This is a genomic window from Streptosporangium sp. NBC_01469 (genome assembly GCF_036227305.1).
Taxonomy (GTDB): domain Bacteria; phylum Actinomycetota; class Actinomycetes; order Streptosporangiales; family Streptosporangiaceae; genus Streptosporangium.
In genome coordinates, this window is record NZ_CP109465.1 from 9,874,394 (window position 1) to 9,888,291 (window position 13,898).

The 13,898-nt window shown below is 70.5% G+C and carries 9 protein-coding genes; all 9 read left to right on the top strand.

The features are described 5' to 3' along the window. The first annotated feature begins 108 nt into the window (after positions 1-108). The 9 genes from OG587_RS43100 (at position 109) to OG587_RS43140 (ending at position 13,775) form a co-directional block, all read left to right on the top strand. Complete coding sequence (locus OG587_RS43100) at positions 109-1,893, top strand: substrate-binding and VWA domain-containing protein (RefSeq protein WP_329084631.1); 1,785 nt, start codon at positions 109-111, stop codon at positions 1,891-1,893. A 201-nt stretch (positions 1,894-2,094) separates the two neighbouring features. Further along, on the top strand, positions 2,095-4,614 hold the full coding sequence (locus OG587_RS43105) for a sigma factor (RefSeq protein WP_329084632.1): 2,520 nt from the start codon (positions 2,095-2,097) through the stop codon (positions 4,612-4,614). Positions 4,615-4,766: 152 nt separating this feature from the next. Continuing rightward, the gene (locus OG587_RS43110; RefSeq protein ID WP_329084633.1) at positions 4,767-5,138 is read left to right on the top strand and encodes a hypothetical protein; all 372 of its coding nucleotides are present in this window, start codon (positions 4,767-4,769) and stop codon (positions 5,136-5,138) included. Next, positions 5,135-6,262, top strand: coding sequence for a GNAT family N-acetyltransferase (locus OG587_RS43115; RefSeq protein ID WP_329084634.1), 1,128 nt, complete (start codon positions 5,135-5,137; stop codon positions 6,260-6,262). Before OG587_RS43110 ends, OG587_RS43115 begins: the two co-directional genes overlap by 4 nt. A 157-nt stretch (positions 6,263-6,419) precedes the next feature. Then, positions 6,420-7,250, top strand: coding sequence for a glycosyltransferase family 2 protein (locus OG587_RS43120; protein ID WP_329084635.1), 831 nt, complete (start codon positions 6,420-6,422; stop codon positions 7,248-7,250). Positions 7,251-7,252: 2 nt separating this feature from the next. Further along, positions 7,253-8,203 (top strand): glycosyltransferase family 2 protein, encoded by a 951-nt coding sequence (locus OG587_RS43125; RefSeq protein ID WP_329084636.1) that lies wholly within the window; start codon positions 7,253-7,255, stop codon positions 8,201-8,203. Continuing rightward, positions 8,200-9,003: a polysaccharide deacetylase family protein gene (locus OG587_RS43130; protein ID WP_329084637.1), complete on the top strand. Its 804-nt coding sequence runs from the start codon at positions 8,200-8,202 to the stop codon at positions 9,001-9,003. Before OG587_RS43125 ends, OG587_RS43130 begins: the two co-directional genes overlap by 4 nt. Before the next feature lie 279 nt (positions 9,004-9,282). After that, positions 9,283-12,456: a hypothetical protein gene (locus OG587_RS43135; RefSeq protein ID WP_329084638.1), complete on the top strand. Its 3,174-nt coding sequence runs from the start codon at positions 9,283-9,285 to the stop codon at positions 12,454-12,456. A gap of 95 nt (positions 12,457-12,551) precedes the next feature. Then, a complete protein-coding gene (locus OG587_RS43140; protein WP_329084639.1) occupies positions 12,552-13,775 on the top strand; it encodes a DUF418 domain-containing protein in 1,224 nt (407 codons plus the stop codon). Positions 13,776-13,898: the final 123 nt, after the last annotated feature.

The window sequence follows — 13,898 nt, forward strand, 5'->3', positions numbered from 1 at the left end:
TGTTTTTTGCCCCAGTAATCAGTCCAAGTACAGTTCCGTGAATGTTGCGGACGACCTCCCGATAGGGTGACCCGCTAGCTCCATGACATCGACACCGAAGAGGACATCGTGGGCGGACGTCACCGGACGGATGAACTCGAGGACGGCTACACCCCGTACAAGGAACCGCAGCCCAGACGCAGGCGCGGAGGGCGCGGCAAGGTGCTGGTTCCGCTGGCCGGGTCCGTCGCCCTCGCGGTGCTGCTCGGCGTCGCCGCGTTCGTGGTCATCAACCGCGACCGCGACGGCGGGTGCGCGGGCGAGGCGCTCCCGCTGCGGATCACCGCCTCCCCGGACATCCAGCCCGCCCTGTCCCAGATCGCCGAGCGTTTCAACAAGGCGGCTCACGACGTCGAGGGCAGGTGCGCCGCGGTCACGGTGGCCAAGGGCATCTCGGCGACCGTGGCCTCCTCCTTCAGCGGTGGCAAGGCCACCGCGATGGACGTGTGGGTCCCCGACTCGAAGCTGTGGGTGACGAACCTGCGGGCGAGGAACCAGGAGGTGCCCGAGGCGGGCGCGTCCATCGCCCACTCCCCCATCGTCATGGTGGCCTCGGGCTCGGTGGTGCCGAACCTGAAGAAGAGCTTCGGCGAGGCCAGCTGGGGCGGCATGATCAACGCCGCCAACGTGGCCAACGTGGACGGCCCCGGCCGCAAGGTGCGCGTGCTCGTGCTGGACCCCTCGCTCAACGCCGCCGGGCTCGGCGCGCTCCTGGCCGCCGCCGGGGTGGCCACGGCCTCGGGGGCGGGCGAGGAGCAGCTGGTCGGCGCGCTCAAGAGCCTGTCGGGCTCGACGTCGACGGTCCGCGACCAGGACGCGCTGCTGTCCAGTCTCGGCGTCCAGGGCAGCAAGGCCCCGCTGGGCATCTCCTCGGAGCAGGGGGTCTGGGCGTTCAACAAGGGCAAGAAGCCCGAGGTTCCGGCCGTGCCGCTCTATCCGGCCGAGGGGACCATCAACCTCGACTACCCGGTGGTGGTCACCGCCAAGGACGCCGCCGTCCGCAAGGCCGCCGAGGCGTTCCAGAAGGAGCTCGGCAGCGAGGCGTCCAAGAAGACGCTGCAGGACCAGGGGTTCCGCACCCCGGACGGCAAGAGCGGCAAGGCGATCTCCGCCTCCGCCGGCTTCCAGGCCAAGGCCCCGCAGGCGATCGAGCCGCCCGACGGCAAGACCGTCGCGAGGATGTCCCAGACCTGGTCCCGGATCAAGCTCGGTTCGAGGCTTCTCACCCTGCTGGACGTCTCGGGGACCATGGCCCTTCCCGTGCCGGGCACCGGCCTGACCCGGATGCAGGCGATCACCAGAATCGCCGTCGAGGGCATGAAGCTCTTCCCCGTCAAGAGCGAGCTGGGGCTGTGGGAGTTCTCCACCCATCTCAACGGCCGGGGTGTCGACTACCGCGAGACGGTTCCGGTGGGGCCGCTCACCCAGGACATCAACGGCGCCCTGCGCAGGGACGTGCTCAACCGGAGGCTGATCGCGACCCGGGCCAGGTCGACCGGCGACACCGGGCTCAACGACACCCTCGCCGCCGCCTACAAGCAGATGACCGACGAGTACCAGAGCGACAAGATCAACACGGTGCTGATCCTCACCGACGGGGCCGGCAACGACGATCCTGACGGCGGGATCAGCAACCGGCAGATCCTGAAGCGGCTCAAGGACCAGTTCGACCCGGAGAAGCCGGTGAGCGTCCTGATCATCGCCTTCGGCCCCGACGCCCCCAAGGGCAAGCGCCAGATGGACGCCCTGGCCAAGGCGACCGCCGGTGACGCGTACATCGCCAAGGACGTCCTGGAGGTCAGGAAGTTCTTCCTGGAGGGCATGTCGCGCCGGCTTTGCGCCCCCAACTGCTGACCCTCCCGCATCACTCTCATCCTGTACGGCTGGTGCCACATTGGTACCAGCCGTATCAGTTTTCCCAGGTCATACCGTGTCGGCATGATATCGACCCCTTTGGTCAACCAGTTGCGGGGAGGTGACGTCCTACGCGTGTGGGCTGGAACGGGTGAGTGACGAAACCCGTGAACGAGCCCGTCTCGCGGGGGAGGAATGTCCGTGCCCGGATGGCCGACCGTCGGCCGAACCGACGATCAACAACTCGTTGAGGCGCTGCGGCGTGCCGACACAACGGCGCCCGCGAGCCTCTACGACTCCTATGCCGAACGTCTCAACGACTACGCCCACTCGCTGCTGGGCGACCGTGAGACCGCCGCCGGCGCCGTACACGACGCCCTGGTCACGGCCCAGGGCAGCGTGGACCGCCTGCGCGAGCCCGGCCGCCTGCGCGCGTGGCTGTACGCGCTCGTACGGATCCGGTGCGCGGACGGGGCGCGCGGCGGCCCACAGGGATCGCCGCCGCCCGACATCCACGACGACCCGGGCGAGCGGGAGCTCGCGGCCCTGGTCCACGAGGCGATGGCGGAGCTGAGCGGGCAGGAGCGCGAGGTGCTCGAACTCTCGCTCCGCCACGACCTCGGCAGCGGTGAGGTCGGCGCGGTGCTGGGGCTGACCTCCCGCCAGGTCACCGCGAAGCTCGGCCGGGCCCGCGACCACCTGGAGAACGCGGCCGCCGCCGTGGTGCTCGCCAAGGTCGGCCGGGCGCACTGTCCCGACCTGTCGGCGATGGTGGACTCGTGGGAGGGCCCCCTCACCACGATGCTGCGCAGGCGGCTGTCGGCCCACATCGGCCGCTGCGAGGTCTGCGTCGAGCGCAGGGACCGGCACGTCTCGGCCGGACGGCTGCTGGACCTGGTCCCCCTGGCCTACCCGCCGCTCTCCCTGCGCCGCCGGGTGATCGAGACCTGCCTGAACCCGGAGTCGCGCGAGGACCGCGCCGCCATCGTGGCCGAGAACGGCTTCGACAAGGCCGGTTTCCCCACGGCCGCCGAACGGCGGTCGGGGGGCCGCCGGTGGGGCGGGAAGAGGTCCGCGGGCGGCAGGCGGGCGCGCGACGAGGGAACCTCCAGGGGCGGAGGGTCCACACCCCCCTCGGGCACCCGCTCCCGGCACGCGGCGCCCCCCGCGGATGCGGGAACGCCGGCCGCGGACGCGAGGGCGTGGCCGGCCGGGACGGAGGCGCGGTACGACGACAAGCGGGCGGGGTACGCGGAGACCGGGACACGCTCCCCGGAGGGCGGGACGGCGCCGCGGTACGTGATGGCGTCGCCCACGGACGGCGAGCCCGAGCGCGCGGCACCGTGGACGGACGCCGGGACCCGGCGCGCGTCACGGCCGGCGGACGGCGAGGTGCGGCACACACCGCCACCCGTGGACGTCGACGCCTGGCCGGCACCGGCGGCGAGCGCCGAGGCGTGGCCGACGCCGACCGCGAACGCCGAGGCCTGGCCGGCGCCCCCCGCGGACGGTGAGGCATGGCGCACGACCCCACCGGCGGACACCGGGATCTGGCCGACACCGCCCACGGGCGGCGAGGCGTGGCGCGCGGCACCATCCCCGGACGGCGAGCCGTGGCGCACGACGCCGCCGGTGGACGACCGGGCGTGGGACGCGACACCGCCCCCGGACGGCGAGGCCTGGCGCGCGGCACCGCCCGTGGCCGACCGGTCCTGGCAGGCGGCGCCTTCCCCGGACGACCAGGCGTGGCACGCAGCACCGTCCGCGGACGACCAGGCGTGGCACGCGTCGCGGCCGGCGGATGACGAGTCCCGGCACACCCCGCCGGCCGGTGGCACCAAGGTCTGGCACGTTCCACCCGCGGAGACTCCCGAGGCGCGGCGCACGCCGCCGGCGGGAAGCCCCGAGGCGCGGCGCACGTCGTCGGCGAAGGACGGCGAGGCCCGGCGTACACCGCCGCTCCCGGGCGATGGGAAGCGGGGTACGGAGGCGCTGCCCGCGCAGCGGCGGAGACGGCGCGGCCGCAGGGGGCCGGTGCTGCTCGCGGCGGTGTGCGTGCTGGCCGCCACCGGGGCGGTGGTCGTGGTGGGTGGGCAGGACCTGGCCGGAGGGGCGTTGAGGGACCCTCGGACCGCGCCGGGGACGGAACCCGCGCTGATCACGCTGGAGCCCGGCCCAGAGCCGGAGCCCGACCCCCTGCTGGAGGACCCGGAGGCCGCGCCGACACCCACACCGAGGAGAAGCCGGAGGAGCGAGACTCCCGTTCCCGCCGCCCCCACCGCCACCGCGGCGCGACCGGCACCGAGCCGCGCCCCCACGGCGGGACGGCCCCGCCCCACCCGTACCGCCACCACGCCGCCCGTGGCCGGGCGGCTGAGCGTCTCGTGCCCGGGAGACATCGGGGAGGGCGCCGGGCAGATCCGGCTCGCGGCCCGCAACGCCACGATCTCGTGGTCGGCGACCACCTCCGGCGGGCTCGACGTGCACCCCGCCCGGGGACAGTTGAAGGCGGGCGCGAGAAGCGTGATTTGGGTCACTGCCAAGGATCCGTCGGAGAGCGGCGCGGGACGGGTCGCGTTCAAGTCCGCCGGGGGCAACGCCGGATGCGCGATTTCCTGGGAAAGCCCTGAACCCGACGCCTCCGCACCCCCCGATGACCCGGCTCCCGAGCCGACTCCGACCCCCTCCGCCGGGGCGAGCTCCGAGGGGGCGACGGGCTGATTCCCGCATCTCGTTTTACCTAACACCGAGACTTCTCTCAGAGATCCGGTAAACCATGGACTGGTGCCGAGCGTCGGCATTGACGTCCATGCTGAGTGATTGGTCACATGAAGGGTGCGATCAGTCACATCATTACCAACAGGAGCTCGGAGATGTCGATCAACCGCAGGGTGCTCAAATGGGCACTCACCCTCGCATGCGTCGCGGGGGCCGTGATCGCCTTGGCCGACATCGACACTCCGTTACGCTTGATCCTTACGCCCCTGTTCCTGTTGGTTGTCCCGGGCGCCGCGGTGGTAGGACTGTTGCGTGATCGTGACCCGCTTGCGGCACTATCAGTGGGTGCGGCGGCGAGCCTGGTTGTGAACGTTCTCTTGGCCGCTGCCATGCTTACCTTTGACGCATGGTCGCCCCGTGCCGGAGTTGCGACCATCGCGGTGCTCGGCGGCTTCATATACGTACTACGCGTGTTGTATCGGGGGAGCGGGAGCTTGCAGACCGAACAGGGGGCCAGGTCAAGGTGAACATCGTCATCGTTCGCCCCGGAGACCTCGGGGAGCCCGAGATCTCTCGATGGCGGGAGTTGCAGGTGGCGGATCCGTCGCTGGACAACCCCTTCCTCTCCGTGGAGTTCACCCTCGCCATGGGGCGGCTGCGTGACTACGTTCGTGTCGCGGTCATCCAGGACGGCGGCAAGATCGTGGGGTTCTTCCCCTACGAGCGCCACAGCTTCGGGATCGGCAAGCCTCTCGGCGGTTTCCTGACCACCTGCCACGGACTGATCGCGGTCTCCGGCCTCAAGCTGGACGTCCGGACCCTGCTGCGCGCCTGCAAGCTCTCCGTCTTCGACTTCGACCACCTGGTTCCCGGCCAGCCGACGTTCGCGCCGTACGAGTCGGACGTGCGACCGGCTCCGGTGATGGACCTCAGCGTAGGGTTCGAGACCTACATCGAGCAGGTGAAGGCCAACTCGCCGAAGAACCTCAAGACGGTCCGCTACAAGGAGCGCAAGCTCGGCCGCGAGCAGGGCGAGATCCGCTTCGAGTGGGACTCGGCCGACGCGGGCACGCTCCGCACGCTCACCAACTGGAAGTCCGACCAGTACCGCAGGACGGGCCGGGTCGACCGCTTCGCCCAGCCGTGGATCGTCCAGTTGCTCGACGAGATGCACGCGGAGAAGTCCGAGAGTTTCGCGGGCGTCCTGACCATGGTCTACGCCGGAGACAGGCCCGTCGCCGGTCACTTCGGCCTCCGGACGGCGACGACCCTGGTGGGCTGGTTCCCGGCCTACGACACCGAGTTCGCGCGCTACTCCCCCGGCATCATGCACCACCTGCACATGGCCGAGCACGCCGCGAACTCCGGGCTGCGGCAGGTGGACATGGGCAAGGGCGGGCGCGAGTACAAGAGCTGGTTGAAAAGCGGTGACCTCTTCGTCGCGGAAGGTCGCGTGTCGCGTCCCTCCCCGGCCGCCGCCGTCCACTGGATCGGCCGCACCCCGGTCAACAAGGCACGAACGATCGTCACAGATCGCCCGAATTTGTACAGGCTTGCTGATCGTGTGCTGAAGGGTTTCGGCCGTATGCGCTCCCCCGCGCAGAACCAATCAGGCACTCCGGTCGTCAAGGAACCATGGGGAGTGGGCTAGCCCGCTCCCACTTTCATCACCACACCACCCGCCAGGACCCTCGCATGCATCCCTCATCGCATTCGCCGTTTCCGCCGGTCGTCCCGATCGGCCATGGCCCCGGGTCCGTCCGCCAGTCGCCCCTGACGACCGACCGCCCGGAAGGACATCCGTCACAATGAGCCCCGAGATCACCAAGCACTACAACAACAAGCCACCGCTGAGGGCGGTTCCACCCATCGAGCGGTTCACTCCCATCACCCCCAACATGGCGATCTCCCCGACCGTCAGCGTCGTCGTACCGGCCATGAACGAGGCGGAGAACCTTCCGCACGTCTTCGCGACGCTGCCGCAGTGGATCGACGAGATCGTCCTGGTCGACGGCAACTCGAAGGACGACACCGTGGCCGTGGCGAGGAAGCTGCGCCCCAACGTCCGCGTGGTCCACCAGACGGGCAAGGGCAAGGGCGACGCGCTGACGGCCGGATTCGCCGCCTGCACCGGCGACATCATCGTGATGATCGACGCCGACGGCTCCACGGACGGCCGCGAGATCATCCAGTTCGTGGGCGCGCTGGTCACCGGGGCCGACTTCGTCAAGGGCTCGCGCTACGCGTCCGGCGGCGGCAGCGACGACCTGACGTTCATCCGCAAGTTCGGCAACAAGTCACTGACCGCGCTGGTCAACAGGATGTACGGCACCAGCTACAGCGACCTGTGCTACGGCTACAACGCCTTCTGGGCCCGCCACCTGGACGTCCTCAACCTCGACTGCGACGGCTTCGAGATCGAGACCCTGATGAACGTCCGCGCCGCCAAGGCCGGGCTCAAGGTCCACGAGGTTCCCAGCCACGAGCGCTGCCGCATCCACGGCGAGAGCAACCTGCACGCCGTCCGCGACGGCATCCGGGTGCTGAAGACCATCATCCGCGAGTGGCGGAGCAACCCGGCTCCCGTCGTTCACGAGCCGGCAGCCGCCACCCCGGCCGCCGACCAGGGCGCCGCGTAGCCATGAGAAGCAGTGTCGTCATCTGCGTCTACACCGAGGACCGCTGGGAGGACATCCGAGCAGCCGTCGAATCGGTCCAGAACCAGACACACGAGCCGCACGAGATCATCCTGGTCGTCGACTACAACCCGGATCTCCACCTGAGGCTCAAGAAGGAGTATCCCGGCGCGATCGTGGTGGAGAACGCTCAGGAGAAGGGGCTGTCCGGTGGCAAGAACACCGGCGCGGCGACCGCCTCCGGCGACATCGTGGCGTATCTGGACGACGACGCCGTCGCGGAGCCTGGCTGGCTGGAAGCACTGGAGGAGGGCTTCCAGGACCCGACCATCGTGGGGGTGGGCGGGCAGACCAGGCCGCTGTGGGGCATCGGGCACCGGCCCGGCTGGTATCCCCACGAGTTCGACTGGACCGTGGGGTGCAGCTATCTGGGCATGCCCACGGAACGTGCGCGGATCCGCAACGTCATGGGCGGCAACGCGGCCTTCCGCCGGGAGGTCATCGGCGGTGTCGGCGGGTTCCACACCGGCATCGGGCGCAGCGTGCAGGGGCGCAAGCCCCGCCCGCTGGGCTGTGAGGAGACCGAGTTCTGCATCCGGCTCTCGCAGCGGATGCCGGGGTCGGGAATGCTGTTCGAGCCGGCGGCGGTGATCGGCCACAAGGTGCCGCCCGTACGCTCGACGTTCGCCTATTTCCGCTCGCGCTGTTTCGCCGAGGGCCTGTCCAAGGCACTGGTCGCCCAGAGCGTGGGAGCGGGCGACGGATTGTCGAGCGAGCGGGCTCACGCGCTGAAGGCGCTGCCGCTGGGCGCGCTGCGCGGGGTCGGCGAGGCCCTGCGGGGCGACCTGCCCGGCCTCGGCAGGGCCGGGGCGATCGTCGTCGGCCTCGCCTGGACGACCTGGGGTTACGTTGTCGGTTCCCTTCGACTGAAGCTGAAGCGGGTGCGTCCGTCATGATCCGCGTACCGATCCTGATGTACCACTCGGTCTCCGACCGGCCCAACGCCGAGACGAAGCCGCTGGCGGTACGGCCCTCGGCCTTCGCCGAGCAGCTGGCCTACCTGAAGGAGAACGGTTTCACACCGTTGACGGTGGCCGACCTGGTCGCCTCGCTGCACAACAACAACGGCCGCTCCATCCCCGAGCGGCCGGTCGTGGTGACCTTCGACGACGGGTACGCCGACTTCCACAGCGAGGCGCTGCCCCTGCTCGAACGCTACGACTTCCCCGCGACGGTCTTCCTGACCAGCGGGTGGGTCAGCGACGCGGGCAAGGACGCGGCGGGCAGGCCCCTCGACACGATGCTGTCGTGGAGCCAGGCCCGCGAGGCCGCCTCGTGCGGCATGGAGATCGGCGGGCACAGCCACAGCCACCCCCAGCTCGACCAGCTGCCCGAGGACGAGCTCCGCCAGGAGCTGCGGCGCAACAAGGCCCTGCTCGAGGACAAGATCGGCTCCCTGGTCTCGACGATGGCCTACCCGTACGGCTACTCCAGCGTGCGCGTGCGGCGCGAGGTCAGGAAGGCCGGATACTGGGCCGCCTGCGCGGTGAACAACGCCATCGCCGCCGACCGGCACGACGTGCTCGCGCTGCCGCGCCTGACCGTCGCCGAGGGCACGTCGATGAAGATGTTCAGCCGTGCGGTCGAAGGAAACCAGGTCCCGCTGATCTACATGCGGGAACGAATGCTGACGAAGGGGTACGCCGTCGTCAGGCGCACGAGATACGGTCTGCGCCGGGTACGCGGCCAGGCGTGAACGACCGGGTACGCCCCGGAGCAGCGCGATCCGCGGGGCGGGTCGCGCTCCGGTGGGCGACCCGGTGAGATCGGTGGTCCCCGTTCTGTCCGGTGCCTCCCCTCCTTCGGAAGCGGAGGCCCCGAGAGGGGACCACCTGGCTGGAACAAGGCCGCGGTAACGCTTTTTCTTCGGTCTACGCGAAGCACCCGGACATGACGGATATCCGTGGTGGCCCGTCACACCCCGGTCCGCGTAGCCGCCATGATGTTAGACGTGAGGCAACGGGCAGGTAATGACGTGACGACGACGGGGGCGGCGGAGACTGCCGAGGTCGGGGAGATCGATCCCACCCACCCCGCGCCTTCGGACGGGCCCCGGGCCGGGTCCGACGGCGAGCCCACCGGCACGGCGCTCTCCGAAGCGCCCGGCGACGAGGCTCCCGACGAGGTCCCGGGCGAGATCCCCGACGAGATCCCCGACGGGGAGGCTCCGGGCGGGGAGACGTCCGGCGGGAGTCCGTACGGCAGGAGTCCGTACGGCGAGACTCCCGGCCGCGAGACTCCCGGCGAGACGTCCGGCGGCGAGGAGACTCCGGGGGGTGACCCTCGTGGCGACGACGCGCCGGTTGACGACGCGGCCGATGACGACACTCCGCCGGACTCCGCGGACGACGCCGACATCGCCACGCCGCCAGGCTCCGTGGATGACACCGACGCCGACGCCGACGCCGCCACGCCACCGGACTCCACGGATGACGTCGGCGACGACACCCCGGGCGAGGCGGACGGCGCTCCGGAGGAGAGCGCCTATGACGACGACCCCGAGGTCACCGCCATCATCCGGCTTCCCCTCCGCCCGATGTCCCCGCCCCGCGTCGACGCTCCCGAAACCGGGACGGCCGGAGCCCCGCCCGCGCGCGCCGGGGACCCCGAGGACCCCGAGGACCCCGAGGACGAGGACAGGGCCGACACCACGACGGAGCTTCGCCTGCCCGGCCGGGCCGCGTCCCCTCCCACGGCGCCCCCCGCCCCCTCGAAGCCCTCTAAGCCCTCGGAGTCCCCGAGCCTTCCGGGGGAGGAGCCATGGGAAAGGTCCTCCGGGGCGCCCAGGCAGCCCCTGGAAGTCTCGGAGCCCCTCCCCGAGGTCACAGAAACCCCGGCAGCCCATCAGTCCCCACAGGGCACGCAGAGGAGCTCGGGGACCGGTTCCGGGACGGGAAAGGGAGCGGGGAAGGCGGTACCGGCGACCAGCGCCATGCCTCCGTCCATGCCTCCGTCCGCGGTGGCCGCCCCCGGACCGCCGGCCGCGACGCCCACCGCCGGGCCCTCGCGCCTGCAGACCGTGATGCGGTCGGCCATGGTGTGGCTGCCGCCGTTGCTCACCGTCGAGGGCCTGATCATGTACGTGCTGGCCCTGCGCGTGGCGCCGGGCCCGCTGCGGGGCGTCGACCTGACCGAGATCGACGGTGTGGGCCTGATCTCGGCGATGCCGCTGACCGCGTTCGCCGCGATCCTGCTGATGCTCGTCGCGTTCTTCGTCACGATCGCGCAGAACACCGACCGCAAGTTCCTGCTGCTCTTCCAGATCGCGGCGATCACCTTCGCCCTGCACGGGGCGGCGGCCCTGATCGAGGACGAGGCCAGGTTCCACACGGCCTACGTCCACGCGGGCTTCGTGGAGTACATCAACCGCACCGGTGAGGCCTCCGCCATCCTCGACGCCCGTCTGGCGTGGCCGGGGTTCTTCGCGCTGGTGGGGTTCATCACCAAGGCCGCCGGGGTCACCGACCTGACGACGATCATGCGGTGGACTCCGCTGCTGTCGAACCTGCTGTACCTCCTGCCGTTCGTGCTGATCCTGCGCCAGGTCGTCGCCACCACCAGGGCCCGCTGGTTCGCCGCGCTGCTGTTCGTCATCGTGCAGTGGATCGGCCAGGACTACTTCTCCTCCCAGGGCTTCACGTACGCGATCTACCTGGCCTTCGTGGCGATCGTGCTGCGCTGGTTCGGCAAGGTGGAGCCGCGCGACAAACCGATGCCGGCCAAGGGGCCGATCCGGCGGCTGCTCGCCCGCCTGGACGGGCTGACACCGGGTGAGCTGCCCCACTCCACCGGCGTCTACGACCGGGCCATCATGCTGATCGTGCTGATCGGCCTGTTCGCGACCGCGACCGCCTCGCACCAGATCACCCCGTTCATGATGCTCGGCGCGCTGACCGGCCTGATCCTGCTCCGGCGCTCCTCGCTCAGCTGGGGGCTGCCCTTCTTCCTGGGCCTGATGGTGCTGGCCTGGATCAGCTACCAGACGGTCACCTTCTGGAGCGGGCACATCGACCAGCTCTTCGGCGGTCTGGGCCGGATCCTGGAGAACCTCCAGAGCAACACCGGCGACCGGATCGACGGCAGCGACCCCAAGCACGCGCTCGTCCTGATGGCCCGCCTGGGCATCTGCGGCGTCATCCTGACGCTGGCCGCCGCCGGACTGTTCCGCCGCCTGCGGCGCGGCGTCGGCGACCGCGCGGCCCTGCTGCTGCTGTGTGTTCCCGTGCTCGCACTCGGCCTGCAGAACTACGGCGGCGAGATCGGCCTGCGCATCTACCTGTTCGCGCTGCCCGGCGCCTGCATCCTGGCCGCGTACGCCTTCTTCCCGAACCTCCCGGCGGGCACCGAGGACGCGCCGGAGGAGACGGTGCCGATCCGCAGGCGCAACATCCGGTTCAACCCGGAGCTGACCCGGCGGATCTCGCTGCTGCTGGCCGCGGGGTGCGCCATGGTGCTGGCGATGGTCTTCCTGGTCGCGCGTTACGGCAACGAGCAGTTCGAGCGGGTCTCCGCCAGCGAGGTCGCGGCGATGCACTACGTCTACGAACACGACAAGCCGAGCGCCCGCGTCCTCTACCTGGTCCCGCTGCTCGGCGAGGAGGTCACGCCGAGCATCCCGTGGGGCGAACGCGACTTCGACAAGATCTCCTACCAGCAGGTGCTGGTGGACAAGAACCCGGCCCAGCTCTCCTCGGTGATCGACAAGCTCCGGGTGTCGCCGCCCAACACCTATCTGGTGGCCACCCGCGGGCAGGCCGGATACCTGCAGCTCAACCACGGCTTCCCGCCGGACTGGGCACCGCGGTTCCGCGCCGCGCTCGACGCCAGCAAGGAGCTCAAGCGGGTCTTCAACGGCGAGGACGCGGCCGTCTACACGCTGAGGTCCTACCCCGAGGGCGCCGAGATCCCCGAGCCGGGGGTGCCGCTCGGCGGCAGCGACCCGACCTCGCCCTGGACGCCGGTCGGCCTGGCCGCGCTGGGCGTGACGTGGATCGCGCTGTTCGGCTACGAGGTGGTCCGCCTGCGTGGCCACGACCAGGCGACCAGGCGGAGGAGGAGGCGCATCCTGTTCGTCGCGGTGCCCGCGTTCGTGCTGGCCGTGGCGGTGATCGCGGAGCGGTTCATCGTCATCGGGTACCAGCTTCAATAAGGAACAAAGTCTCTCGGCGGGCGGCCGGGCCGCGCCATACTGGGCACCGTTCGCCGGGGGGACGCACTTCCCGAAGCTGCTCGAAGGACGGTCAGATGCTCGCAGGGGAGCCCCGCGGCCGGGCGGGGACCTCCACCGGGGCCACAGGGCGGCGGATCGCGGCGGTCGACGCGCTACGCGGTTTCGCGCTGTTCGGCATCGTGGTGGTCAACATCACCTATCTCGCCTCGGGATACCGGATGGCGGGGCTGGCGGCGCCGTCGTTCTCCGCGCCGCTCGACTGGGAGGTGCGCTGGGTCGTCTCGGTGCTCTTCGAGAACAAGTTCTATCTGCTGTTCGCCTTCCTGTTCGGCTACAGCTTCACCCTCCAGATCGACTCGGCCCGCAGGTCGGCGGCGGCGTTCGCGCCCAGGTTCCTGCGCCGCCTGGGCGGGCTGTTCCTGCTCGGCCTGGCCCACGGGATCCTCCTGTTCCCCGGTGACATCCTGGCGACGTACGCGATCGTGGGGCTGGTCCTGCTGGCGGTGCGGCGGATCACCCCGCGCACCGCGGTGATCGCCGCGCTCGCGCTGACGGTGGCGCTGGCCGTGGGGGTGCTGCTGCTGGCCGTGCTCGCGGTGCTGGGCACCGACGCCTCGGAGGCCGTGTCGGAGAACGCGGCGCAGGCCGCCCTGTCGGACCAGGCCCTGCACGGCTCCGCATCCATGATCATCAATGAGCACCTGCACAGGCTCGCCAAGATCTTCGTGCTGCGGGTCTTCTTCCAGGGGCCAACGGTGCTCGCCGCCTGCCTGGTCGGGCTCGCCGTGGGCAAGCTGCGGCTGCTGACCGACCTGTCCGGGCACACGGCCACGCTGCGGCGGCTGCAGTGGGCGGGGTTCACCGCCGGGCTTGCCGGGGCGCTGGTCTACGCGCACTCGACCTGGTCGGGCGGCGGGCACGCGTACCACATGGTCGGCCAGGCGGTGAACCTGGTCACCGCGCCGCTGCTGGCCGCGGCCTACGCCGCGACGCTGCTGCGCCTGCTCCCGGTGGTGCCGCGCCTGGCCGAGGCGTTCGCGGCGCCCGGCAGGCTGGCGCTGACGAACTATCTGGGGCAGTCGCTGATCAGCTCACTGATCTTCACCGGTTACGGGCTGAGCCTGGTCGACCAGCTCAGCCCGTTCTGTGTCGTGTCGATCGGCGTCGGCATCTTCGCCGCGCAGGCCGTCTGGAGCCTGTGGTGGCTGCGCCGTCACCGCTACGGGCCCGTGGAGTGGCTGCTGCGCTGGTTCACCAACTGGCGCAGGCCCTCCGGCGCCCCGGGGGTCGCCCGGTAGGACTTTGTCAGTTCAAGACATTATTCGCGAGCGGTGCTGGAGCTGCGCTCACAGGGCCGGGAGGTGGGTGCGATCCAGGGAAATTCGATGGCGGGCGAAGACAAAGGCGTGGGTTGGGCGCGT